Genomic DNA, 24,930 nt, shown 5'->3' with positions numbered 1-24,930 from the left:
CGTCAGGCCGCCGGGGTGACCGGTGGTGGAACAGCGGAAGGGCCCGTCCCCGGTGGGGGCGGGCCCTTCCGCATGCCGCGGTGCTGACGCAGGTTCTTAAACGGGCTGCGGTTCGAAGTCCCAGTACGGGCGGCGGCGGCGCCGGGCGGACAGGGTGTGCGGGTGCTCGGCGCCCAGCGTCGCGGAGAGCTGCCCGATCGCCTCCTGCTCCAGCTTCGCCGCCTCCTGGCCACGGCGCAGTGCCCGCAGGTCCTCGGCCAGTGCGGTCTTCGCGGAGAGGGTCAGCGGGTGGGTGTCGCCCAGCGTCGCCTTGGCGCGCTCCAGTGTGGCGCGGCCCAGCTCCACCGCGCCCTCCTCGTCGTCCACCCGGTTACGGGCGGCACCGGCGTTCAGCGCACAGCCCAGCGTCCAGGGGTGGTCGGGGCCCATCGCCTCGGTCATCCCGCCGAGCGCCCGGTCCGCGAGGTCCAGCGCCTGTGCCGGGTCGCCGAACTCGGCGCGGACCAGCCCGACGTTGCCCAGAGCGCCGACGGTGTACGGGTGGCGCTCGCCGGCCAGCGCCCGGTAGCGCTCGGCGACCTCCTCGGCGAGATCGCGGGCGTGCCCGAGGTCGCCGTGCTCCCGCAGGAAGGTGGCGTGGTCCGCGCGCACCATCAGCGTCTCGGGGTGGCGGGGTCCCTGGACCCGGCGGGAGCGCTCGACGAGGTCGGCCAGCAGCGTGGCGGCGCGAGCGGTGTCGCCGGAGCGGCGCAGGCACAGCGCGAGGTTGTGCTCGGCGCGCAGCGTCTGCGGGGTGTGCGGGCCCATCACCTGCAGATGCAGCCGGGCGTTGAGCTCCTGGGCGGAGGTGGCGTCGCGGTAGCGGCCGAGCAGGCGCAGCGTACGGGCGTAGGCGGTGCCCGCGTTGAGCGTGAGGTGGTGCCGGGCGCGCAGCTCGCGCTCCCGGAAGGCCAGCACCTCGCGGTGGGTGACCAGCGCTTCCTCGTAGCGGCCGAGCAGTGCCAGGACCGTGCCGAGGTTGTGCCGCGAGGAGAGGGTGCGGGGTGCCTCCGGGCCGAGCAGGTCGGTGTAGGCCCGCCAGACGGCGTCGAAGAGGTCATAGGCCTGTGCGTACGAGCCCAGCGCGATCAGGGTGCCGGCCAGGCCGTCCTGCGCCCGCAGCAGGTCGGCGTCGGCCGCGTCCCGCTCGGCGGCGAGCTGGTCGACGACGGCGCTGCCGACCGCCTCGGCCTCGCGGTAGCGGCCGAGCCTGCGCAGCATGTTGGCGTGCTGGTGGGTGAGCACGAGCATGGTGCGCTGGGTGGCCGCGAGCCGGGTGCGCCAGCGGGACATGAACTGTTCACACAGGCGCAGGCCCATGCGGTACTCGCCGCGGACCCGGAGGTATTCGACGCAGTTGAGCAGCAGCTGCTGGACCGCGGGCTCGGGGCTGTCGAGGACGCCGGCCGGCTCCAGGTGCGGGATGAGTTCGGCGTAGCGCTCCCAGCAGCGGGTGTCGGCGGGGTTCTGCGGGTCGGCGGTGACCAGCACCCGGCAGGCCGTCGCCGCCATCAGGTCGCGCTCGTCCTCGGTCATGTCACTGCGCAGGAACCGGTGGTAGAGCCGGTGCATCAGCGCGGTTTCCACGGCCGGGTCGGCGTCTTCGGAGACCTGGTAGTCGAGGCGTACGGCGGTGGATTCGGTCAGCCGGCGCAGGGCGGTGTTCCAGCTGATCGGCTCGGCGGCCAGGTCGGCGAGGTGTTCGGGCAGGTCGCCGCGGCGGGCCTGGGCGAGCATCGGGACGGGGATGGTGTCCGGGGCGAAGAACGCGAACAGCTTGAGGAGTTCGACCGCGGCGGGGCTGCGTTCGCGCAGGGTGTTGAGGGTTATGGCCCAGCTGGTCTGGAAGGCCATGGGGTAGTCGGAGGAGATCCGGATGCCGACGAGGCTGGGCTCGCCGCGGCGGATCAGTTCGATGTACTCCTTGGGGGACATCGGGTTGGCGTCGAGCCAGGCGGCGGTCTGGGCGAGCAGCAGCGGCAGGTCCTGGACGGCGTCGGAGAGCAGATCGGCCTCCATCGGCGTGAGCCGCGGTGCCCGCCGCCGCGCGTAGGCGACGCTCTCGACGCGCCGGAAGGGCAGTACCTCGATCTCCTGGGCGCTGCCGGAGCCCGACCAGTCGCGGGTGAGGGTGGTGATCAGGACATGGCCACGGCCGTCGGGGACCAGGTCCTCGATCTGCTCCATGTCGTCGGCGCTGTCGAAGACCAGCAGCCAGCGGCGGTAGGGGCGGCCGACGCGGAGCGCTTCGTGGACGGCGCGGATGCGGTCGCCCAGCTCCCGGCCGACGGGCAGGCCGAGCCGGGTGGCGAGTTCGGCGAGCTGTTCGCGGGCGGCGCCGCGGTTGGTGGCGCTGATCCACCACACCACGTCGTAGTCGTTGCCGAAGCGGTGGGCGTATTCGGCGGCGATCTGGCTCTTGCCGACGCCGGAGGTGCCGTAGAGCGCGATACGGGTCTCCAGCGGCGGGCCCGCGCCGGCCCCGGAGCCGGCCAGCTTGCCGTGCAGCTCTTCGAGGACGTTGTCGCGACCGGTGAAGCGGTTGTTGCGGCGCGGGATGTTCCACACCTCGGGCGGGTTGTTCGGGAAGCGGGGCGCGCCGGGCGCCTCCTCGTCCACGGCCCGGCCCGGCCCGGCGATGCCGAGCCGTTGCAGCACCCGGCGGTTGGCCTCGCGGGCGTCCAGATCGCGCAGGTCGGCGGGCCGCAGCAGGGACGCGGTGGCGGGCAGGGACTGGGTGGCCACGCTCACCGCGGCGAACCGGTCGGCGTGCGGGGAGACCACCTCGCGCAGCGCCGTCGTCCACTCCTCCTGCGTCTTGGGGCCGAGCCGGAAGTACCAGTCGTCGAGCACGATCAGCAGCCGGCCCTCGGCCTCCAGCAGCCCCGACAGCTCCGCCACCAGCCCGGTGTCCGCCCGGGGGTCCCAGCGCAGCAGGGTGGTGCCGTGGCCCTGCGCTTCCAGCTGATGGGAGATCCATGCTGCCCAGGGCCGGGTGAAGCCCGCATAGCTGATGGTGATGTGCTCGCCTGAGCGGGTGGGACCGGAAAAGGTGGTCTGCTCGACCATGCGACCGTCTCCCTGGGATGCGATGGTGCGCGCTGCAGAGGCTGTCTCGTCCGGGACGCCCTGGCTGTTCGGCACGATAGCCCAAGTGTCCCCCCATATGACGACAGTGCGTCAGGACATGTGGATGACAGGTCAGTTGAGCGCGATGGTGGCGTCCAGCCGGGCCGCGATATGCCGTATCAGGCGTTCCAGGTCGGCGCAGTAGACGGACGGGTGGGTGAATCCGCCGGTGTCCGCGCGGTAGCGGTGCGCGTAATTGCCGCCGCCGCACACCTCCACCAGGGCGCAGCCGCGGCACTGTGCCCCGAGGCCGTCCCGGCCGCTGCGGCGGGCGGCCATCCCCGGGTGGGCCAGGGCCTCGTCGAAGGTGTGGCGGAAGACGTCGAGGCCGGTGGCGGCGGCGCCCTCGTAGGCGGATTTGAGCGAGTCCACCTGTTCGATGGCGCCGTCGGTGTCGACGACCAGGGCGACGACGGGCGAGAGACCGACCGCCTCGCTGGAGCTGGGGCGGCCCAGGAGGAGGCCGAGGATTTCGGTGAACACCCGCACCCGGGGTCCGGGGCCGCCGTCCCACCACAGGTCGAAGACGGTGCACAGCCAGTCGCCGTACGGGGTGCGGCCGGCCGCGGCCCCGGGGCCCCTCCCGGCGCCGGCGGGGGGAGGGCTGGACCAGTTGGCGTGCGGGAGGAGGAAGTCGACCATCGGGGGGTCCAGGGCGCGCAGTGAGTCGTGGACCTCGGCGGGGTCGGCGGTGATGTCGATGGTGCACAGGATGCCGGCGAAGGCGTCGGGCCGGTCACGGAGCAGGCGTACGGCGCGGGAGGCCGCGGGCCAGGAGGGCCGCCCGGCGTGGTCGGTCCGGCGGCGGTTGAGGCCGGGCGTGCCGCCGTCCAGGCTGAGGCCGAGCCGGAATCCCGCGGCCGCGAGGGTGTCGATCCGCTCCCGGGTGAGGAGCGTGCCGTTGGTCTGCAGACCGAATTCGGCGGTGCAGCCGCCGGGCAGCGCGGCGCGGATCGCGGCGGCCTGTTCCAGGAGCGGGCCGGGGCCGGTGAGCAGCGGCTCGCCGCCGTGCAGGTCGATACGGACCTCGCGCAGCCGGTGGGTGCGGGCGTGTTCGGCGATGCGCAGGGCGGTCTGCCGGACGGTGGCGGCCGGGACGGTCGGCGGACGGGTGCGCCAGCTGCGGTCGGGGCCGGTGTAGATGTAGCAGTAGGTGCAGGCGAGGTTGCAGCGGCTGTGGACCTTCAGGACGAACTGCCGGAAGGGCACGACGGCCGTCCGGCCGGTCTTCTCCCCCGCCACGGCACCGCCCCCTGCACTCGTCCGCCTGCGTCGAGGTACGGGATCGACAGCTCCCGCCCGCTGACTGGTACTTGGCTCGGCCCTCGGTCGGGGAACCGGATTCCCTCGGCAACTGGCCGGTTCCCTTGCACGTTTGCCCAAAAACCGTCGTTCTTGCCTGTCAATGCAAGGCTATTTCCGGGCCGTCCTCGTAGTACGCCACGGCCTCGTCCGCCGAGGGCCAGTTGCGCAGCAGCAGTGCCGCCACCTCTCCCAGCACCGCATGATCCGTCCGCGCCGCCAGAACGCCCACGTCAACCCCGGCGAAATCCGGCAGCCGCTCGGCCGAGGGCCCCGGCCGGGCGGCCACCGCCGGTTCGGTGCGGGGGGTAGTCGCCACGCTGCTCTCCTCTGGGCCGGCTGGACGGGTGTGTTCCCGAACTCCCGTCCACAGAAACACGTTCCGGTGCGGACGGCCAGGCAGCCGGACGGGCGCTCGGGGCGCTCAGGCGGTGGATTCCAGGGCGCGCATCCGGGCGCGGGTGCGCTGGGCCTCGGCGCCGGTCTCCTCCGCGGCGTGCTGCCACTGTTCCCAGCTCTCGCGGTAGGCGTGCAGCGCCGAACGGGGACCGGCGGTGACCTCCAGGACCTCGCCGCGGCGGTGGTGGGCGCGGGCGGCCAGCAGGGGGCTGCCGGCCCGCCGGGCGGCCGCGGCGGCGCGGCGGAAGCAGGCGGCGGCCCGGTCGTGGCGCTCGCGGGAGTCGAAGCGGCGGTCCAGCAGCAGCTGGATGTCGCCCACTTCGAGCCAGGCCTCGGCCGACACCGCGTCCGGTACGTCCACGCCGCGGGCGGCCAGCTCCAGGATCCAGTCGGCCTCGTGCAGGTCGGCGAGGGAGGGCTGGCGTTCGTAGCGCAGCCGCAGGGCGCGGCCGAACAGCAGACGGTGGTGGCCGAGGTCGGGGTCCTGCGGCCCGGCCCGGCCCAGCGCCTCGCGCAGGACGTGCACCGCCTCGTTGGCCAGCCGTTTGCCCGGTCCGCCGGCCGGCTCCTGCCGGGCGCGCAGCAGCAGCGCCGCGCCGCGTTCGGCCAGCAGCGCGCTGTGCTCGGGCGAATCGGGGGTGGCCAGGCGGAGCGCGGCGGCCAGTGCGGCGAGGGCGGCGTCGAGGGCGGTCAGGTCGCCGGTGCGGGTGTGCACGGCGCGCTGGACGGCGGCCGTACGGCGCAGGGCGGCCGCTTCCAGCGCCGGGTCGTCGAGGGCGCGGGCCAGCTCCCGGGCGCGTTCGAGGAGCGGCAGCACGGACGGCAGGCCCGCGCCGTCGTGCAGTTGGCGGGCCGCCGCCAGCTCGAGCAGCGTCTCGCAGACCAGCCGGTCGGCGGCGCTGCCGCGGCGGCGCAGCAGGACGGTGGCGGCGTCGAGGTCGTCGGCGGCCCGCATCGCGAGCGCCTGGGCGGGCTGCGGCCCTTGCGCGCGGCGGCGGGCGGCCCGGCGGGCCTGGTCGAGCAGGACACCGCCCCGGGCGGCGTAGACCTCGCCGGGTACCTGCTCGCCGCTGGGCCACTGGTCGAGCAGGGTGGACAGACAGCGTTCCGCCTCGTCGAGGGGGTCGTCGGCGGCCAGGTCGTCGGCCCCCGGGAGCTCGTCGGTCCCCGGCGCGCCGTCGGGGGCGGGCAGGGCGGCGAGGCGGCGCAGGACCTCGGTGCGCAGCACCATGCACTCCAGGACGCGGGGGTCGAGCAGGCTCATCAGCCCGCAGGCGGCGTGCAGTCGGCGGGCGGCGTCGGCGAGCGCGCTGCGTTCCTCGGCCGGGGTGCCGGCGCTGTGGCGTTCCCGGGCGCGGGCGTGGCCGACCCGGCCGAGCACGATCAGCGCCCGGGTGCGCTCGGCCTCGCGGGCGGCGGTGACGGCCTCCTGGTCGCCGGCGGTCCCCTCGGCCGTGGCCCGCTCCGCGGCGAGTGCCGCGCGCTCCGCCTCCTCCAGGGCGTCCGGCTGGCGCCACTTCGCCCAGGCGTGCAGCAGGGCGCGGGCGAGGTCGGTGCCGGCCACGGGCAGCCGCTCGGTGGCGGCGCGCAGCAGCCGGACGGCCTCGATCAGGTCCCGGACGGCGCGGCCCTGTTCGTAGCGCTCCAGGAGGGCGGCGCCTTCCGCGGCGGGGCCGTCGGGCGCGTACGGCCGCCGGGCGGGCGGGCGCAGGGCCGGTTCGAAGCGGCGCAGCACGCGCTCCGAGACCCGGGCGAAGGGTTCGGGGACGGCGCGCTGGCCGGTCTCGGGCTCCCGGCCGCTGCCGGAGAGCATGGCGACGGCGACGGCCGGGAAGTTGCGCGCGCTGCGGCCGAAGGTGCGCTCGATGTAGAGCGAGCAGTGCTTGAGGACCAGGGCGGCCTCGCCCGCACTGAGCCGGCCGAGGAGTTCGTCGCGTACACCGGGCACGAAGTCGTACCACGGACCGCTCACCCCGGCCTGTTCCCCCGACGTCCCCTCCTCGGCGGGAAGTTGGGTGACCAGGCCGCTGAGCAGCACCTCCGCCAGCTCGGCCGGGCCGGTCTGGGGCAGCATCGCGCGCTGGACGAGCTGGATGACGGGCAGCGCGAGCGGGACGGCCGAGAGGTGGACGGCGAGCAGCCGGGCGGCGGGCGAGGCCTGCTGGTCGAACGCGCGGACCATACGGGCGGGTGCGGCGCGCTCGGGCTCGGGCAGCGGCGGGGCCGGCTGGCCGGCGCCGTGGTCGGCCCGTACGACACAGGCCGCGCCGCGCAGCGAGAGACCGGCGTCGGCGGCGGCCAGCCGGGCCCAGGAGCCGAGCGCTGAGGGGGTGGCGGACAGGACCGGGATGGCGCGTTCGCGGGGCGTTGCGTGCGCGGCGCCCGGTGCCGCGGCGGGGCGCCGGCGACGGCGGGAGGGGCGGAAGCCGAGGGCTTGGTAGGGGCCCTGGCGGCGGACGAGGGTGCCGGCCACGGCGGGCAGGAGGCTGCGCGCCCACATCCGCTGCGGCAGCGGCTGGACCACGGCGAGCGGGGCGTCGGCCGCCCAGCGGTAGAGCAGCCGCTGCATCCGGCCGTCCTCCCACAACGGGCCCGCGCAGTCGCTGACCACGAGGGTGAGGTGATGGCCCGTCGGGTCGTGCAGCTGGTCGGCGGGGCGCAGCGGGCGGCCGGGGCCCGGGGCCGCGGCGACGCCGACGTCCTGGCCGTGCGGATGGAGGTAGTGCACCGTCACATCGCGGAAGGCGCCGACCCGTTCGCAGACCTGGCGCAGGTCGTGCAGCATCTGCTCCCAGACGGCCATCGAGGACGAGCCGTCCATCAGCAGCCGCAGCGCGGCCGCCCGGCGGTGCACCCCGCGCAGCACCGGGATGATCATTTCGGCATGGGCGGAGAGTTCCGCGGTGGCGGGCTCGTCCAGCTTGCGGCGGGCCGGGGCGACCGGCGGGCGGTAGCGCTGGATGGGCCGCAGCGCCCGCTGCAGCGGCAGCAGCCCGGGGAACGCGGAGGCGATCGGGACCGCGACCTCGCCCAGGCGCTGCCGGTCCGGGTCGGGGAGCCGTTCGTCCCGGGTGGGCAGCAGCTCCGCGACCCGGCGCCGGGCGCCGTCCCGGAGGACGGACGAGGACGGATCCGCGTCCGCGGGGCCGTCGCCGTTTTCGCTGCCGTCCGGCGGTGTTCCTCGGGCGTCCCCGGGATCCAGGGAGACGGCCGGTCCCACCCGGAAAGTGGCCGGATCCGGACCACCGGGCTCCTGGGTGCGGGCGGGCCCGGCCTCCACGGAGCCGTCAGCCCGGGTGGCGTCCGGGGTGATCCACTGGGCGAGCCAGAGGGCGTCGGCCATTCCGCGGGCGTCCGCGGGCACCCCCGCCGCGGTCAGCCGGGCGACGAGTTCGTCGAGGGGGCCCGGGCCGGGCTCCCCGTGGGGCACCGCACTCACCTCGTCCGATCGAGAGGCCGCATCAGCTCCGCCGTCAGACGCCGCCGGGTCTCCTCCTCGTCCTCGTCCGTCCAGCCGGCCTTCTGCGTGAGGTGGATGGCGTTGAAGAGCTGGTCGACGGCGCGGACATCGCCGGGCTCGCGGTCCAGGAAGCCGTCGATCACCGCTTCGTAGCGCTCGGCCGCGCCCTCGCCGAAGTGGGCCCGCACCATGGCGGCCAGCCGCTCCTTGTCGGGCACCGGGATGTGGAGGTGGATACAGCGGCGCAGCAGGGGCGCCGGGAAGTCGCGTTCGCCGTTGCTGGTGAGGACGATGAAGGGGAAGGCGTGGCAGCGCACCCGGCCGTCGCGCACCGTCACCCGCGCGCCGTCGTCGCTCAGCACCTCCACCTCGGGAGCGGATCCGGCCAGCCGCTCCAGCTCCGGAATCCGGAACTCCCCTTCCTCCAGCACATTGAGGAGGTCATTGGGCAGGTCGATATCGCTCTTGTCGAGCTCGTCGACGAGCAGGACGCGGGGCCGGGCGGCGGGCAGCAGGGCCGTGCCCAGCGGGCCGAGGCGGATGTAGCGGCCGATCCCGCCGCCGGGTTCGTCGGTGGGGTCCGGGCCGGCCGCCACCTCGTCGTCCGCGGCGGCCGGGGCCGCGCGGGCGATCTGGAGGTCCTGGAGGCGGCCGATGGCGTCGTAGTCGTACAGGCCGTCGCGCAGGGTGCTGCGGCTGACGACCGGCCAGCCGAGCACCCGGCCGAGGCCGAGTTCGTAGGCGACCGAATGCGCCAGGGTGCTCTTGCCGCTGCCCGGCGCGCCGGTCACCAGCAGCGGACGGCGCAGATAGAGGGCGGCGTTGACCAGCTCGCGCTCGGTCTCGCCGGGGCGGTGGTGGCTGGCTTCACGGTGCTGCACGCCGAGCCTGCGCTCGGAGGAGGGGTCGAGGGCGGCGGGCGGCGCCACCAGAGGGCCACCGTCGAAATCGCGCCATGGGGGTGGCGGCGGAAGGTGCTCAATTCCGTCGTGCGGTGCCCCCGCGCCACGGTAGATGAGCCAGTCGCTCACGTCGGAACTCCTCGTCGCCGGCCAGGCCTCGGTCAGGAGCGATGGTCATGGCGGAGCGCCGGAGACGTCGGCATCGTCCACCCCGGCCTCCCCCACGTCCGCCACCTGCCATCACGCAGGTGCGCCTCACGGACAAGTCTTCCACGACGCTATGACAGTACTCAGCCGGACGGAAGCGCGCGGGGCGGTTTCCGGTCTCCCGCAGGAGCATCGCGGGCGGCCAAGTGCCGTGCACAGGGCGCCACTTGCCGCGGGAGGGGCGGACGCGGCAGAGGTGGGCACCGGGCGCGTGCGAGGCGCAGGGGGGCGTGCGCGGCGCCCGGACGAGCGAGGGGGCGGCTCCGTGCCCCGTTCATTGCGGGGACAGCTGGGGGCGGTCCGTGAAGAGCGGCGGGATCGGGTCCTCCGGGTCGTCGTAGAGGAGCACCAGGTCGCGGGCCCAGTGCATGCCCTCCTCGGCGGCGCCGGCGGCCTTGGCGCGCAGTTGCCTGACCAGCTCGGGGAGCCGGGCCAGCCCGCCCGATCCCTGCAGCAACTCCCGTACCCCGCGGTGGAATTCCTCGCATCCGGCATCGCAGCCCCGCTCCTCGCCGTGGCCGCCGGCCGGCCACAGCCCGGCCGGGAAGCCGGTGTCCAGGACGGCGCCGACCGCGTCCCGCCCGAAGCCGTCGGCGACCGTATGGCACAGGGCGGGCAGCGCTCCCTCGGCGGCCGTCTCCAGCAGCCGCCAGACCGCCTCGTCGGAGCCGCGCGCCGCGTCGCCGCCCGGGTGCGGCGCGATGCGCAGCGCCTGCAGTTCAGGGGCGGCGGCCAGGCCCTGAAAGCGGCGCAGCCAGGCCGGGTCGACCTGCTCGCGCCGCCCCTGGTCCCGCAGGATCACCGCGCGTCCCGAGCCCACCGGCCGCAGCCGGGCGGTGCGCCGGGTCGAGGCGGCGACCTCCCACTGGCCGGCGGCGGTGTGCCAGTGGCCTTCGGGGACGGCGACCTCCAGGCGTACCCGGGCGCCCGGCCCGGCGTCGCCGTCCGCCCGCAGCAGCCGCCCGCCGAGCCGCCGCAGCACCTGCTCCCGCGCCTGCTCGAACGGCACCCCGCCGGCCGACTCCTGGACGTCCACCCGCAGCCACTGCCCCTGGCCGTAGCCCTCGCTGACCGACCAGTTGAAGAGCTCCGGTCCGCCCTCGTCGTAGAACAGCGGCTCGAACTCGACGAGTACGGAGCGCGGGCGGCGGCGTACCGGCCCTATCCTGCGGCGGTCCTGGGGCTGCAGTACCACCGCCTTGGCCTGGACGAACTCCGCGAGGCGGAGCGCCTGTCCGCGTACCGCGGCGGCCTGTTCGCCCGGCACGTCCCGCACCTCGTCGGCGGTCAGCTGCGCCACGATCCGCAGGTAGTGCACAAAGGCGCGCAGCTCCGTGTACGGGTCGCTGCCCTGGTAGAGCGCGCCGTGACCGTCCCGCCAGGTACGCAGCGCCCAGGCCCCGGGCCGGTCCCCGCGGTCCAGCACCTCGCCGACCGCGGCCTCCACGAGCAGCGGATCGCGCGGTGCGGGCAGCCGGGCGAGCAGGTCCAGCGCCTGCAGCCGCTCCTGTACGCCCCACAGGCGGCCCCGGCCCGACATGATCGCGTGCTGGGCGTCGAACCAGGTCGGCCCGGCGGCGCGGCCGAGCTCCTGGCCGGCCCAGTGCCAGCGGTCGTGCAGGCTCATCAGCGCGTGGTACGGGTCGGGTCCCAGGCCCTCGGCGCCCGGGACCAGGTGTTCGGGCCCTAGCCCGCGCAGCGCGGTGACCGGCACCGCGAGCCCGACGTGGTCCTGCTGGTGGCGGCCCTTGACGATGCCGACCACCTCGCCGCGGTCACAGTCGATCAGCGGCCCGCCGGAGGCGCCGGGGGTGACCCGTACATCGCTGCCGAACTGCAGCCCCCGGGCGTCCCGGGCGCCGAAGCGGACGGCGATGAAGGGGTCGACGGGGGTGGTGGGTGTGGTGGGGGCACCGGGGGCGTGCGGGGCCGCGGGATCGGCGGGCGCACGGCGCCCGGCCCGCGGCGCCAGGGGGGCGCGGGGGGCGCGGTCGTCGTCCGGCTCCCGCGTGCCGTCTTCCGCCGCCCTCCCCCGTGTGCCGCATCCGTCGTGGCCGCGGAAGATATAGGCGTCCTCCAGGAGCGTCGCCGGCTGATCGCTGAGCCAGGCGCAGGGGTGCTCGGTCTCCGGGTCGAGCAGCCGGACCAGCGCGAGATCGGCGCGGGCGGCGGCGGGCCCGGCCGCCGGGTCGGGCCGGCTCAGGTCGTAGGCCGCCCGCGCGGGCACCACCCGGCCGCCGAACGCGACCCCGAAGACGCCGTCCGGGCCCGTGCCACGGCGCCGCCCGTCGCCCGCCGCGAGCACATGGGCGCAGGTCAGCACCCAGCCCGGGGCGATCAGCACCCCGCTGCCCCACGGCCGCCCCGCGGGCGCGCCCGGGGCGGGGCGCAGGGCGACGGTGGCGCGCCCGGCGTGGTCGAGGAGCTGTGCGTAGTGGGCACGGTCACCGCGGCCGGCGGCCTGGCCCTCGGAAGTCGTCATCAGCGGCTCGCATCGTCCGGCTCCCGGCGGCCGGCCGCGGGCCCCCCGTGCGGCTGTGCCGCCGACGGCGCCTCGTCCGCGCGGCGCCAGGTGAGCGTGACCGAGAGGTTGGCCTTCGCCTCGCCGTCCGCGAGCAGGGCGACGGCCTTGCCCGGCTTGGCCGACAGCTCCACGCCGAAGGTCACACTGGTCTCGTGCGGCGCGACCCGTTCGGTGGCCTGGCGGACGCTGGCGGCGACCCCGCCGACCACCTCGCGCAGTCCCTCGACACGGGCGCCGAGCGCGTCCCAGGCGCCGACGTCCTCGAATTCGCCGTCGGTCCCGTCCATGTCGTCCGGCCCGTCGAGCCCCGGGGCGTCGAGCCGGGAGACCCGGGCCCAGACCGCCGTACCGTCGGGCAGTTCGATGCGCTGCGCGCGCTCGTGCATCACGGCCTCCTGCTCCCCGTGGGCGGCAATTCCCCGATCACCGCGGGACCGTTGACAAGGTGATCAGGCTAGCCTTCGGGCGCCTGTGGCGCGAGAGGTCCATGAGCCTGCCTATCCTGGCCGGGAATGACCCATGACCCCTGGTGGAGAGCGCGTGTATTTCACTGACCGTGGCATCGAAGAGCTGGAGAGCCGGCGCGGCGAGGAGGAGGTCTCCCTCGGGTGGGTGGCCGACCAGCTGCGGACGTTCGTCGACCTGAACCCGGACTTCGAGGTGCCGGTGGAGCGGCTGGCCACGTGGCTGGCCCGGCTGGACGACGAGGACGAGGACGAGTAGCGGGCCGGTCCCTGCCCCGCGTACGGCGTGGCAGGGGCCGGCACCGGCACCGGCCCATGCGGCGGGGGCCGCCCCTCCGCGCGGGGCTCGCGCGCGCCGCGTTTGGCCCACCGCCGCGCGGGCGGCGGGCCGTGGACGAACAGGCCTGGATCAGACGTAGCGGAGCGCGTCGCGCATCCGCACCTTCACGTCTTCCTCATCGTTGAACGCCGCCCGCCCGGCCCGCGGGTCGTGCTCGTAGTAGGCCCTCTTGTTGTTCAGCTCGGCCCTCCTCGCCCCTTGCTGGGCGCCACGGAGCGCGTCCCGGATCTCCTCCGCGTGACGGGCGTGCCGGCAGGCCCCCTGCCCCTGGACGGCGTACTTCTGGGTCGCCTGGTTGTAGCCGATGGCCTTCTTGTAGCTGTGGGCACCGTCGGCCGACAGCGCCTTGTTGTTCGCCGCGTTCGCCTTGACGACCAGACTGTGGCAGCTCGCGGCGGCGGTGGCGGAAGCGGCGGCGGGCGCGGCGTGTGCCGACGCGACCGGCCCGGCCACCGCGGCACCGAGCACCAGAACCGAGAGCAACCCCGTTGTTTTACGCACGTGTTCGACTCCTTCATGGCATACGCCACGACATCAAGTGACACCACCGGGGACTCCGCCACGGCACCGCGCGGTTCCACTCTTCCGCACCTTAATGATCAAGGACGCCAGGGGACCGCTCCGGAGGCCTCTCCACGTCCTCCCGATGTCCTCCCGACGTCCTCCCAACGTCCTCCCGACGCCTCCCAGCACCTCCCAGCGCCCCCGATGCTCTCCGGACGCCTCCGGACGTCCTCGAACGAGGCACTTGACTTCCCCCATCCGCGATATATCGTGTCTGGTGTAGACGCGATATGTTGCGTTGCAGCAGATCAAGGGGAGGCAGGCATGTCAGCCGGGACCGAGTGGTCGCACCAACCAACACAGGTGACCTCACCACGCACGCTGGAGGTCACCGAACCCGTCGACGCCTTGACCGTGCGCGTGCTCAACGGCACCGTCAACGTCGTCGGCACCGCCGACGACGGCCCGGCCCGCGTGGAGATCGGCGAGGTGCACGGCCCGCCGCTGACCGTCTCGTACCGAAGCGGCACCCTGTCGGTCGCCTACGAGGACCTCCCCTGGAAGGGCTTCTTGAAGTTCCTCGACCGCAAGGGGTGGAACCGCAGCGCGGTGGTCTCGGTGACCGTGCCGGCCGGCACCCGCGTCGAGGTCGGTGCGGTCGGCGCCTGCGCGGTGGTCTCCGGCATCTCGGGACGTACGGACGTCCGCGGCGTCTGCGGCGACAGCACCCTCGTCGGGCTGACCGGCGGGGTGCGGGCCGACACGGTCTCCGGCAATGTCGAGGCACAGTCGGTCACCGGCGATCTGCTTTTCCACTCCGTCTCGGGGGATCTGACGGTCATCGACGGGGCCGGCGGGGCGGTGCACGCCGACTCCGTCAGCGGTGACATGGTCCTCGATCTGGACCCCGGGCAGGGCGCCGACATCGCCTTGACGACGGTCTCCGGGGAGGTCGCCATCCGGCTACCCGACCCGGCCGACGCGAAGGTCGAGGCCAACACCGCGAGCGGCACCGTCTCCAACGCCTTCGACGGCCTGCGGGTCAGCGGCCAGTGGGGCGCGAAGAAGGTCACCGGCTCGCTCGGCGCGGGCACCGGCACGCTCAAGGTCACCACCGTCTCCGGCGGCCTGGCCCTGCTGCGCCGCCCCTCCCCGGCGGACGAGGACAGCCGCCCCGGCACCCCCTCCGCCGGTTCGCACGACGATTCCCCCACCGGCCCGCCCGCCGGGAAGAAGGTGCTCTGAGCATGCCCCCCGTCTTTGCCCATGGCCGCCTGCGCCTCTACCTCCTCAAGCTGCTCGACGAGGCGCCGCGGCACGGCTACGAGATCATCCGCCTTCTGGAGGAGCGCTTCCAGGGCCTCTACGCCCCCTCCGCCGGCACGGTCTACCCGCGGCTGGCCAAGCTGGAGGCCGAAGGACTGGTGACCCATGCGACCGAGGGCGGCCGCAAGGTCTACTCGATCACCGATGCCGGCCGGGCCGAACTCGCCGACCGTGGCGGCGAGTTGGCCGACCTTGAACTGGAGATACGGGAGTCGGTCGCCGCCCTGGCCTCCGACATCCGGGAGGACGTCAGCGGTTCGGCGCGGAATCTGCGCCGCGAGATCCGGGAGGCCGCCCAGCAGGCCCGCAAGGACGCGGGAGGCTCAGGGAAGGCCGGACGGAACGGCGGCGGGGCGGCGGACGCCACGCAGGGCACGGCCGGCCGCCCCTTCCCGGAGGCCGCCGACTACTTCGACGCCGCGTTCGGCGACAAGGAGTCCTGGCGGCAGGCGAAGGAGGAGTTCCGGCGCGCCAAGGAGGAGTGGAAGGAGCAGGCCCGGCGGGCCAAGGAGGAGAGCCGGCGCGCCAGGCAGGACGCCCAGCGGGCCCGTAAGCAGGCCAGGGACGCCCAGGTGTTCGCGCGCGAGGAGGTCCAGCGGGTCATCAAGCGCGTACAGGACCAGGCCCAGGGGGCGGTGCGGTCCGGCGACTGGTCGGGGGCGCTGCGCGAGGCGCTGTCCGAGGTCTCCCGCGAGGTCGGGCTCTTCACCGGTGCCCAGTCGGGCGCCGGGTGGGGCGAGGAGCCACGCGAGGCCGGCCGGGGCGGCGAGCCGCACGGGGCCGGGCGGGACGGCGCGGACGGCGGGGCCCGGGTGACGGTCGAGCGCGTCGACCTGCCCGAGGAGAAGCCCGAGGACGGCCCGGCGGCCGGGGCTCCGCCGGCCCCGGAAGCCCCGGAGTGGGCGAAGGAACCGGCCGGCGACGACCCCGCCCGCGACTTCGACCGGCTGCTGGACCGTTTCCGCGACGATCTGCGGGACGCGGCGCGCGATCACGGCGTCACGGCCGAACAACTGAAGGAGTCCCGCAGCCGGCTGTCGACGGCCGCCGCCCACATCGGCGCGCTCCTGCGCCATCCGGAGCAGTACGGCTCCCCGACGGACCGGGACGACTGAGAGGGCCTGTCAGAACCGGGACGGCCCACGAGCGCATCCGGACGTCACCGCCGGGATGGCTCGGCGGCCGGGGTCACCGAGCGGCTGGGGCCATCGAGCCCGGGGCACCGAGCGGCCGGGGCGGGCGCACATCCGATGCGCGCCCGCCCCACCCCGCCCACGGGGCCGGGGGTCCGGGGCCACGGGGCCACGGGGCCCCTGGGCGTGGCGGGGCAGCCATTCACTCAGCCCCGACGCACCCCCGCAGCGCCCCGATGAGCCGTTCGGCCCGCTCGTCACCAGGGCCGCCCATCCGGTTGGCGGTGTAGGCGAAGCCGACCCCGAACTCGTCGTCCCCGAAGGCGAATTGACCGCCCGCCCCGCTGTGGGCGAAGGAGCGCGGACCGAGCAGTCGGCGGAACGCCGAGTCGAGGAGGACGCCCGTCCCCCAGCGTGCGCCGAGGTCCGGGAAGCCGGAGAACGAAGGCCCGCCCGACAGCTGGGTGACCGCGTCGGTGACCGTTCCTTCGGACAGCAGCCGCGGTCCGCCGTCCAGACCGGTGGCGACCGCCGCGTACAGGGCCGCCAGACCGCGCGCCGACGACACCGCGCCCGCACCGGGGAATTCGGCGGTCAGCAGGGCGGGCGAGTTGTAGCCGTGCGGATCGTCGAGCCCGGGGAAGGGCAGGGCGCCGTTCATCGTCACGGCCCGCATGGGCAGCAGATCGGCGCTCGGCAACGGGGCCCGTCCCTCCGCCTCGACGAGGCGGGCCAGCCGCGGAACCTCTTCCTGCGGCATACCGATCCAGGTACGCAGCCCCAGGGGGCCACCGATGACCGCCCGGAAGTAGCGGCCGGGCGTACGGCCGGTGAGGCGCCGGATCACCTCGCCGACGATGAAGCCGAAGGCATGGGCGTGGTACTCGAACGCGGTACCGGGCTCCCAGAGCGGCTGCTGTTCCTCCAGGGCACGGATCACCGGCGTCCAGGCGGTCAGCTCCTCGAACGTCAACTCCCGTTCGGCGAGGGGGATTCCGGCGGTGTGGGCGAGCACCATCCGGGTGGTGATCCCCTCCTTGCCGTGGCGGGCGAACTCCGGCCAGTAGTCGGCCACCGGGGCGTCGAGATCCAACTCCCCTTCCTGCGACAGCAGATGGGCCAGGAAGCTGACCACGGACTTGGCGAGGGACATGACGGGAAGGACGGTGTCCTCCTGCCACTCCCGCCCGGTCCGGTCATCGGCGACACCGCCCCACAGGTCCACGACCTTGCGCCCGCCCACGAACACGGCAGCGGCGGCGCCGACTTCACCGCGCTCGGCGAAGTTCCGGGCGAATTCGTCCGCGAAGGCCCCGTATCCCTCGTCGGCCCATCCTCGGTACGGCATCCGGCGCTCCCTCTCCACAGGCGCGGCGACCCCCCGTGGGCCGTCGGCCGGGTCACCCTACGCACGGGCGCCGCCCGCACTCGATCGAATATCCGGCGCACGGGGGGCACCCGGCCGCCGCGAGTGCCACGGCGGCCGGGCGACGACCGGACGGCAGGGCGGCCGGGCGACGACCGGGCGGCGGCCGAAACCGGATCCCCCAACCAGCCCTCAGCTACACACAGTTGCCATCGACGCTCTGGATTCACGCCACGTAATCGGGGAACTCACTACTTCGCACGGCTTTCCGCCCGGCGCCGGGCTCCAGGGAGCCCCAGCTGCCCGCTTCCGCGGACCGGTGGCCGTGTTCCCGACCACGGAGCACCCCCTGTCTGCGCACGCATCGTGAAGGCCATGAGGTAAAGCGATGTCGGAATACCTTTCGGTCGCCCGCCGGATGTGGCACCTGCTGGAGCCGCTGCACGCCACGCTGTACTTCGCCCCCGAGGCCCGCCAGGTCGCCGCCGGCCTCGGCCATGACGTGTCCTCCCGCTGGCCCAGCTACTTCGCCTGGCGCACGGCTCCGCTGGGCGCCGCCGGGCCCGAATTGGTGGCCGCGACGTACTACACCTTCAGCCCGCGGATGATCGCCCGGCACCTCCCGCGGATCTGGACCGTCGCGGACCCGGCCAAGGTGCTGGACGCACGGCTGCTGGCCATGGACCGTGCGCTGACGGCGCTGACCGACGGCCGGCTGAGCACCGCGCAGCTCGCCGAGGCGGCCCGGCTCGCCCGCCAGGCCGCCGAGAACGCCGGCTGCGCCGCCCGCCCGCTGGCCGCCGCCAACCGCGATCTGCCGTGGCCGGACGCGCCACATCTGGTGCTCTGGCAGGCCGCGACGGTACTGCGCGAACACCGCGGCGACGGCCATCTGGCGGCCCTGCTGACCTGCGGACTCGACCCCTGCGAGGCCCTGGTGTCGTTCGCCGCGATCGGCGCCGCGCCGGCCGCCGGCTTCGCGGGCCGCGGCTGGAGCGCACAGGAGTGGAGCGATGCCCGACACCGTCTCGCCGCCCGTGGCTGGATCGCACCGGACGGCACCGCGACCGAGCGCGCCCGCAAGGAACGCGAGGCGATCGAGCGAACCACGGACCGCCTGGCGGCCGGCCCGTGGCGGGCGCTGGGCCACTCACGCGCCGAACGACTGGCCCAGCTGCTCCACCCCGCCCTGAGCGCGCTGTTCGAGGCCGGCTACCTGCCCCGGCACAGCACGCTGGGCATCGGGACGGTGAAGGTGGGCTATCCGTAGGGCGGGGGCCGGCCGTGGCACGTGTGCGGCCCGTGACACGCGTGTGGCCCGTAGCGCGCGTGCTCCCTCAACTCACGCGCCGGCCCCGCTCCTCCTCCAGCGCCCGCAGCACCTCACCGTAGGTCGCCCCGTGATCGGCGAGCACCGCCGCGGCCGGTCCGGGCCTGGCGGCCAGCGCCATCAGCAGATGCTCGTCACCGAGGTACCGCTCGCCGCGTCCGACGGCAATCCGCAGGGCACGCTCCAGCACGGACTTCGCCTCCGCCGTGAACAGCCGGCGCGTCCGCTTCCGGCGCCCGGTCCGTCCGCCTCCGGCCAGCGCGCCCACCCCGTGCGCCTGTTCCACCCGCGTCACGACCTCGTCGATATCGATCCCGAGCCCGGCCAGCGCCGCCGCGTCGGCCGGGGACACCCCGCCGCGCCGGCGCACCGCCGCGAGGGCGTCCGCCACCGACTCCCGCCGCGCGTGGACACCGAGCGCCGCGAGCACCCGGGCGGCCGGCGAGTCCGTACGCTCCAGCAGCGCGAGCAGCAGCTCCGGTTCGCCGACCGTGCCGCTGCCCGTACGGTCCGCCCATTCCGCGGCGCCGCGCACCACCGCGCGTGCGTCGGCCGTGAATTTCTCGAACATCAGCGCCTCCCGTGCTTCTTGTGCACTGCCTGTCTGCTGACACCCAGCTCCGCCGCGATCTCCTGCCACGACCAGCCCTTCGCGCGGGCGCTGCGCACCTGCACGGCTTCGAGCTGTTCCAGCAGCCGGCGGAGCGCGGCCACGGCGCGGAGCCCGACCCGGGGATAAGCGCTAAGACCGGCCAGGCGCGGTCACGGACAAGGCGATCACCGCCGCGGTCCCGTCCGTCCACAGCGCCGCGGCGGCCGCGTCCGGTGCCGTCAGCAGCGCCGCGTCGAACCGCTCCAACTGCGCCTCGTGGGCGCCAGGTGGCCCGAGCCGGGTGCGCCCCTCGACCGCCACCACCATGACCTCGTCGGGAACCTGGTCATGGTCGGGGCCACGGTCGCCGTCGGCGGCGCCGTCGCCGGCCGGCCACACCCTCCGGCTCCCCCGCACCATCTCCACCGTCGCCGCCGCCCGCCCCTCCCGGAGCATCACATTGAGGTTGACGACGGGGTGGCCGTCCAGCAGCCGGGAGTCGGTGGCGGCACCGCCGGGGAAGGCGAACGGGCGGTAGCGCTCAGGGAGGAGTTGCGCGGTGCCGTCCACCGTCAGTTCCAGCCCGGCGCCGTCGACGACGGTGAGGATCCGCCGGACACCGGGCAGCGGCGAGTACGGACCGTCGCGGGTGACGTCCGCCAGGCTGACCCGCCAGGCGAAGGTGTCCCAGCCGGAGCCCGGCGGCTGGACGGCGACCTCCCGGGTCACCCCGCCGCCGTTGCTCCACGGCGCGGCGGCGCGCCCCTCCGCCCGCAGGATCCGCACTCTTCCCGGCCTCCTCACCGAAGGGACTTCACGACTGCACGACTGCACGCCACACACCGACGGGACGTCGACATCACGTCGGCCACCAAAAACGTCGACATCACCTGGGCGACCGCAAAACCATCGACATCCCGTCGACCGCCGAAGGGACCGCACGCCAGGCGTCACACCGTCAGCACGATCTTGCCGAACAGCTCGCCCTCCGCCATCTTCGTGAACCCCTCACGCGCCCGGTCCAGCGGCAGCGTCGAATCGATCACCGGCCGGATGCCCTTGGCCGCGCAGAAGCTGAGCAGCGATGCCAGCTCCTCCTTGCTGCCCATCGTGGAACCGACGATCTTCAGTTCCAGGAAGAAGATCCGGTTGAGCTCGCCGCTCTTGGGGGTGAAGCCGCTGGTGGCGCCCGAGATGACCAGACTGCCGCCGGGGCGCAGCGACTTGACGGAGTGCGACCAGGTGGCGGCGCCGACCGTCTCGATCACCGCGTCCACCCGCTGCGGCAGCCGCTCGCCGGTCGCGAACACCGCCTCGGCGCCCAGCTCCAGCGCACGCTTGCGCTTGGCCTCGTCCCGGCTGGTGGCGAAGACCCGCAGCCCCGCGGCGGCGCCCAGCACGATGGCGGCGGTCGCGACGCCGCCGCCGGCGCCCTGCACCAGGACGCTGTCCCCGGGCCGTACGCCCGCGTTGGTGAACAGCATCCGGTACGCGGTCAGCCAGGCGGTCGGCAGACAGGCCGCCTCCTCGAAGGACAGCTCCTTCGGCTTGGGCAGCACGTTCCAGGAGGGGACGGTGACCTGCTCGGCGAAGGTGCCCTGGTAGCGCTCGGTGAGGATGGAGGGCTTCTCCTTGGCGCCGACTCCGTGGCCGGTCTGCCCGATGACGGAGTGCAGGACGACCTCGTTGCCGTCCGCGTCCACTCCGGCGGCGTCGCAGCCGAGGATCATCGGCAGGCTGTCCTCGGTGATCCCCACCCCGCGCAGCGACCACAGGTCGTGGTGGTTGAGGGAGGCGGCCTTGACGTTGACGGTCGTCCAGCCGGGGCGTACGTCAGGGGCCGGCCGCTCCCCCAATTCGAGGCCGTTCAGCGGCTGGTCACGGTCGATGCGGGCGGCATAGGCAGCAAACATGATCCCAACGTAGGCCGCGGCAGGGCGCTGCGGTACCGCACAGGGGTGTGACACGCGCCGCGCCGCCTCCACTCCCCCCGGGTCGCGCCGCGCCGCCCGTGCCTCGCCGCGGCGCCGTGCCGCGTCGAGGGGGGCACCCGTGTTACGCCGCGCCTCCCGTGCCGCGTCACCACGACGGGCCGGGCCCGCACCTCATACAGGTGCGGGCCCGGCCCGTTGGCGGATGACTCCGGTGGCGGCGCGGTCAGCGACGGGCCACGCCCTCGGCGCGGGCGGCGGCCGCGACGGCGGCGCTGACGGCCGGGGCGACCCGCTCGTCGAACGGCGAGGGGATGACCCGGTCGGCGCCGAGCTCGTCGGCGACAACGGCGGCCAGGGCCTCGGCGGCGGCGAGCTTCATGCCCTCGGTGATCCGGGTGGCCCGCACCTGCATGGCTCCGGCGAAGATGCCCGGGAAGGCCAGCACGTTGTTGATCTGGTTGGGGTAGTCGCTGCGTCCGGTGGCGACCACGGCCGCGTACTTGTGCGCGACCTCCGGGTGGATCTCCGGGGTGGGGTTGGCCATCGCGAAGATCAGCGAGTCCTTCGCCATCTTGGCCACCGCCTCCTCCGGCACCGTGCCGCCGGAGACCCCGATGAAGACATCGGCGCCGTCCAACGCGTCCTCCAGCGATCCGGTCAGCCGGCCCTTGTTGGTGAAGCCGGCCACCTCGCGCTTGACGTCCGTGAGGTCGCCGCGGTCGGTGGAGACGATGCCCTTGCGGTCGCAGACCGCGACGTCCCCGATGCCCGCCTCGATGAGGATCTTGGCGATGGCGACGCCTGCCGCACCGGCGCCCGAGATGACCGCCCGCAGCTGGCCGAGCGAGCGGTCGGTGAGCTTGGCGGCGTTGCGCAGCGCGGCCAGCGTGACCACGGCGGTGCCGTGCTGGTCGTCGTGGAAGACCGGGATGTCCAGCCGCTCCTGGAGCCGGCGCTCGATCTCGAAACACCGCGGCGCCGAGATGTCCTCCAGGTTGACCCCGCCGAAGGACGGGGCCATCCGGACGACGGTCTCGATGATCTCGTCGGTGTCGGTGGTGCCGAGCGCGATCGGCACCGCGTCGACGCCGCCGAACTGCTTGAAGAGGATGGCCTTGCCCTCCATCACGGGGAGCGAGGCCTCCGGGCCGATGTCGCCCAGTCCCAGCACCGCGGTGCCGTCCGTGACCACGGCGACGACCTGGGACTTCCAGGTGTAGTCGTGGACGAGCTCGGGCTGGTCGGCGATGGCGCTGCACACCTTGGCGACGCCCGGCGTGTACGCGAGGGACAGGTCGTCCTTGTCGCGGACCGGCACGGTCGCCTGGATGGCCATCTTGCCGCCGCGATGCAGCGCGAAGGCCGGGTCGAAAGCATCGTCGGGCGCACTGCCCGCGCCCGCGCCGGTATTGCTGTCGCTGCGAGGATTGACGATCTCCGCTGCCACTTGTCTTACCCCTTTAATCGAAATTCTGTTGAGGGTGGCCACCCCTGGTTGAGGGGTGGGCGGGCACCGCGTCCGCGCCCTGCACGGCGGATGACCGCCGCGCGCGGGGAGGTTTTCGGACGCCGGGCGCGCCGCACACGCGCCCTGAGCCCCGGATGAGGGGTGTAACCAACCTTTCTACCCGACGGGCGCGGGCCCCGACGAGTCAGATTCCTTACCCTCGAGTTCAGAGTTCCGACAATAACCGCGAAATGCACAAAAAACGCAGAAGGGTCATCCCCTCCGGTCCGGATCCCGAGACGCCGGGAACGGGGCGGGGAGGCCCGTCATCAGCGGAGGCGGAGGCTCCCCTTGTGCCACAAGGGCGTCACCTTGCCTTCTCCGTCCGTTATCCGATTTTGACCATAACGACAGTCCGAATAGCGGAGCACGGATGGCAGGATTCCGTCACCAACCGAGGTCGCGACGCTCGACGGTGTGCCCCCGGCCCTTTGTCACGTCGGCTTCCCCGTCGGCTTCTCCATTCGCAGGAGGCTCAGCATGACCGCACGCACCATCCGTCGCACGGCCGCCGGCAGGTCCCGCACGGCCGTGGCCGCGGCGGCCGCGGTCGCCGCCTCGCTGCTGCTGCTCAGCGCCTGCGGTGACCAGACGGACGCGGCCATCGCCAAGCGCGAGGCGAAGAAGAACCGCAACGTCAATGCGCCGCTGTTCAAGAAGCTGCCCAAGGATGTTCAGGAAAAGGCCATGCTCCAGGTCGGCTCGGACATCACGTACAAGCCGGTGGAGTTCCGCTCCAACGGCGTGATCGAGGGCATCGACCCGGATCTCGCGGAGGCGATGAGCAAGGAGCTGGGCATCAAGCTCAACTTCAACAACGCCACCTTCGACACCCTCATGGGTGGCCTGAAGTCCAAGCGCTACGACATCGCGATGTCGGCGATGACGGACACCAAGGAGCGCCAGGAGGGCATCGACAGCAACACCGGCAAGAAGATCGGCCAGGGTGTCGACTTCATCGACTACCTCAACGTCGGTGTGTCGCTCTACACCCAGAAGGGCAAGACCAAGGGCATCGACGGCTGGGAGACGCTGTGCGGCAAGAAGCTCGCGGTGCAGCGCGGCACGGTCTCGCACGACCTGGCCAAGGACAAGTCGAAGGCCTGTGAGAAGAACGGCGAGCAGCCGATCTCGATCGAGGCCTTCGACAACGACTCCGAGGCCCAGACCCGGCTGCGCACCGCCGGTGTGGACGCCGTCTCCAGCGACTACCCGGTCGCGGCGTATGCGGTGAAGGTCTCGGGTCACGGCAAGGATTTCCAGATGGTCGGCGGCGCGCCGCTCAAGGCGGCCCCGTACGGCATCGCGGTCCCCAAGGGCAAGGAGCAGCTGCGTGACACGCTGCGGTCCGCGCTGGAACTCGCGATCAAGAACGGCTCGTACGCCAAGGTCCTGGACAAGTGGGACGTCAAGGATGCCGCGGTCAAGAAGGTGCAGCTCAATGGCGGCTCCTGAGCCGTCGCACGCCCACCCCTCCGCTCCGCGCACCTCCCGCCGAATGCTGAAAGGCAACACCCGTGTCAGTTGACGTCGACAAGTCGGCCCAGCCGCCGGCGGACGCTCCGCCGCCCCAGCCCGAGCCGATCAAAGCCATCCCGGTCCGCCACTACGGCCGCTGGGTGGCGGCGGTCGTCGTCCTCGGACTGATCGCCCTGCTCGGCCGGGCCTTCGCCTCCGGGAACGTCAACTGGGACGCCATCCCCCAGTACATGTTCAACGCGGACATCCTCAAGGGCCTGCGCAACACCCTGCTGATCACCGTGCTCTCGATGATCATCGGCATCGTGGGCGGCGTGATCCTGGCCGTGATGCGCCAGTCCAAGAACCCGGTCACCTCGACGGTGGCGTGGTTCTACGTCTGGTTCTTCCGCGGTACGCCGGTCTACGTCCAGCTGTTCCTCTGGTTCAACCTGGGCCTCGTCTTCCAGTACATCGACATCATGCCGATCTACAAGGACGAGTGGTCGGACTTCATGACCCCGTTCCTGTGCGCGCTGCTGGGCCTCGGGCTCAACGAGGCGGCGTACATGGCGGAGATCTGCCGGGCCGGCCTCAACGCCGTCGACGAGGGCCAGACCGAGGCGGCGCACGCGCTGGGCATGAGCCACGCCAGGACGCTGCGCCGGATCATCGTGCCGCAGGCGATGCGGGTGATCGTGCCGCCGACCGGCAACGAGGTCATCAACATGCTCAAGACCTCCTCGCTGGTGATCGCCGTCCAGTACTACGACCTCCTCCAGGCCGCCCAGAACGTCGGCCGGGACTCGGGCGTCGTCGTGGAGATGCTGATCCTCGCCGCCGCCTGGTACCTGATCGCCACCACGGTGCTGAGCATCGGCCAGTACTACCTCGAGCGTTACTACGCCCGCGGCTCCAGCCGCCAACTGCCGCTCACTCCGCTCCAGCGCGCCAAGGCGAAGCTGTCCGGCGGCTTCAACCGCTCCGCCGGAGGTGCGGCATGACCAGCAAGCT

Annotated in this window: 20 protein-coding genes; 6 read left to right on the top strand and 14 right to left on the bottom strand. The window is 73.6% G+C overall.

Translation table 11 applies throughout. The features are described from left to right. Positions 1 to 96 precede the first annotated feature (96 nt). The 7 genes from fxsT to CFW40_RS24390 form a co-directional block, all read right to left on the bottom strand. On the bottom strand, positions 97 to 3,108 hold the full coding sequence (fxsT, locus tag CFW40_RS24420) for an FxSxx-COOH system tetratricopeptide repeat protein (protein ID WP_088799970.1): 3,012 nt from the start codon (positions 3,106 to 3,108) through the stop codon (positions 97 to 99). Between the two features lie 132 nt (positions 3,109 to 3,240). Further along, positions 3,241 to 4,410, bottom strand: coding sequence for an FxsB family cyclophane-forming radical SAM/SPASM peptide maturase (locus CFW40_RS24415; RefSeq protein WP_088799968.1), 1,170 nt, complete (start codon positions 4,408 to 4,410; stop codon positions 3,241 to 3,243). A gap of 160 nt (positions 4,411 to 4,570) precedes the next feature. Further along, positions 4,571 to 4,789, bottom strand: a complete 219-nt coding sequence (locus CFW40_RS24410; protein ID WP_088799966.1) for a YxD-tail cyclophane-containing RiPP peptide — start codon at positions 4,787 to 4,789, stop codon at positions 4,571 to 4,573. Positions 4,790 to 4,894: 105 nt separating this feature from the next. Continuing rightward, positions 4,895 to 8,299 (bottom strand): SAV_2336 N-terminal domain-related protein, encoded by a 3,405-nt coding sequence (locus CFW40_RS24405; protein WP_256331307.1) that lies wholly within the window; start codon positions 8,297 to 8,299, stop codon positions 4,895 to 4,897. A gap of 5 nt (positions 8,300 to 8,304) precedes the next feature. Next, complete coding sequence (locus CFW40_RS24400) at positions 8,305 to 9,360, bottom strand: MoxR family ATPase (RefSeq protein ID WP_088799963.1); 1,056 nt, start codon at positions 9,358 to 9,360, stop codon at positions 8,305 to 8,307. A 352-nt stretch (positions 9,361 to 9,712) separates the two neighbouring features. Beyond that, positions 9,713 to 11,920 (bottom strand): trypsin-like peptidase domain-containing protein, encoded by a 2,208-nt coding sequence (locus tag CFW40_RS24395; protein WP_088799961.1) that lies wholly within the window; start codon positions 11,918 to 11,920, stop codon positions 9,713 to 9,715. Then, a complete protein-coding gene (locus CFW40_RS24390) occupies positions 11,920 to 12,348 on the bottom strand; it encodes a CU044_2847 family protein (protein WP_088799959.1) in 429 nt (142 codons plus the stop codon). Before CFW40_RS24390 ends, CFW40_RS24395 begins: the two co-directional genes overlap by 1 nt. Positions 12,349 to 12,502: 154 nt before the next feature. Here CFW40_RS24390 and CFW40_RS24385 point away from each other — a divergent pair, with 154 nt between their 5' ends. Beyond that, complete coding sequence (locus CFW40_RS24385) at positions 12,503 to 12,685, top strand: DUF6104 family protein (protein ID WP_088799957.1); 183 nt, start codon at positions 12,503 to 12,505, stop codon at positions 12,683 to 12,685. 150 nt (positions 12,686 to 12,835) lie between these two features. Here CFW40_RS24385 and CFW40_RS24380 read toward each other — a convergent pair whose 3' ends face one another. Further along, on the bottom strand, positions 12,836 to 13,267 hold the full coding sequence (locus CFW40_RS24380; RefSeq protein WP_143034539.1) for a hypothetical protein: 432 nt from the start codon (positions 13,265 to 13,267) through the stop codon (positions 12,836 to 12,838). A gap of 327 nt (positions 13,268 to 13,594) precedes the next feature. Here CFW40_RS24380 and CFW40_RS24375 point away from each other — a divergent pair, with 327 nt between their 5' ends. Together CFW40_RS24375 and CFW40_RS24370 are read left to right on the top strand one after the other, a co-directional pair. Beyond that, on the top strand, positions 13,595 to 14,515 hold the full coding sequence (locus CFW40_RS24375; RefSeq protein ID WP_088799954.1) for a DUF4097 family beta strand repeat-containing protein: 921 nt from the start codon (positions 13,595 to 13,597) through the stop codon (positions 14,513 to 14,515). Positions 14,516 to 14,517: 2 nt separating this feature from the next. Then, positions 14,518 to 15,711, top strand: coding sequence for a PadR family transcriptional regulator (locus tag CFW40_RS24370; protein ID WP_088799952.1), 1,194 nt, complete (start codon positions 14,518 to 14,520; stop codon positions 15,709 to 15,711). A gap of 220 nt (positions 15,712 to 15,931) precedes the next feature. On the opposite strand, the gene CFW40_RS24365 is transcribed toward CFW40_RS24370, so the two are convergent. After that, on the bottom strand, positions 15,932 to 17,077 hold the full coding sequence (locus CFW40_RS24365) for a serine hydrolase (protein ID WP_088799950.1): 1,146 nt from the start codon (positions 17,075 to 17,077) through the stop codon (positions 15,932 to 15,934). A gap of 406 nt (positions 17,078 to 17,483) precedes the next feature. Between CFW40_RS24365 and CFW40_RS24360 the strand changes: the two genes are divergently transcribed. Further along, the gene (locus tag CFW40_RS24360; protein WP_088799948.1) at positions 17,484 to 18,365 is read left to right on the top strand and encodes a hypothetical protein; all 882 of its coding nucleotides are present in this window, start codon (positions 17,484 to 17,486) and stop codon (positions 18,363 to 18,365) included. Between the two features lie 67 nt (positions 18,366 to 18,432). Here the strand turns inward: CFW40_RS24360 and CFW40_RS24355 are convergent, their stop codons facing one another. From CFW40_RS24355 to CFW40_RS24335, 5 genes are all read right to left on the bottom strand, one after another. Next, a complete protein-coding gene (locus CFW40_RS24355; protein ID WP_088799947.1) occupies positions 18,433 to 18,996 on the bottom strand; it encodes a Clp protease N-terminal domain-containing protein in 564 nt (187 codons plus the stop codon). Continuing rightward, positions 18,996 to 19,181 (bottom strand): helix-turn-helix domain-containing protein, encoded by a 186-nt coding sequence (locus tag CFW40_RS24350; protein WP_088799945.1) that lies wholly within the window; start codon positions 19,179 to 19,181, stop codon positions 18,996 to 18,998. Before CFW40_RS24350 ends, CFW40_RS24355 begins: the two co-directional genes overlap by 1 nt. After that, positions 19,168 to 19,803, bottom strand: coding sequence for a HutD family protein (locus CFW40_RS24345; RefSeq protein ID WP_088799943.1), 636 nt, complete (start codon positions 19,801 to 19,803; stop codon positions 19,168 to 19,170). Before CFW40_RS24345 ends, CFW40_RS24350 begins: the two co-directional genes overlap by 14 nt. Positions 19,804 to 19,967: 164 nt before the next feature. Beyond that, entirely contained in the window at positions 19,968 to 20,930 is a 963-nt protein-coding gene (locus tag CFW40_RS24340) for a zinc-binding dehydrogenase (protein ID WP_088799942.1), read from the bottom strand. Between the two features lie 244 nt (positions 20,931 to 21,174). Then, positions 21,175 to 22,398, bottom strand: a complete 1,224-nt coding sequence (locus CFW40_RS24335) for an NADP-dependent malic enzyme (protein ID WP_088799940.1) — start codon at positions 22,396 to 22,398, stop codon at positions 21,175 to 21,177. A 540-nt stretch (positions 22,399 to 22,938) separates the two neighbouring features. Here CFW40_RS24335 and CFW40_RS24330 point away from each other — a divergent pair. Next, a complete protein-coding gene (locus tag CFW40_RS24330; RefSeq protein WP_088799939.1) occupies positions 22,939 to 23,913 on the top strand; it encodes an ABC transporter substrate-binding protein in 975 nt (324 codons plus the stop codon). Positions 23,914 to 23,975: 62 nt separating this feature from the next. Beyond that, positions 23,976 to 24,920: an amino acid ABC transporter permease gene (locus tag CFW40_RS24325; RefSeq protein WP_088799937.1), complete on the top strand. Its 945-nt coding sequence runs from the start codon at positions 23,976 to 23,978 to the stop codon at positions 24,918 to 24,920. Positions 24,921 to 24,930: the final 10 nt, after the last annotated feature.

It is taken from the genome of Streptomyces sp. 2114.4 (genome assembly GCF_900187385.1).
GTDB lineage: Bacteria > Actinomycetota > Actinomycetes > Streptomycetales > Streptomycetaceae > Streptomyces > Streptomyces mooreae.
The sequence above is the reverse complement of the archived record's forward strand: the minus strand, read 5'-3'. Positions and strand labels throughout refer to the sequence as shown.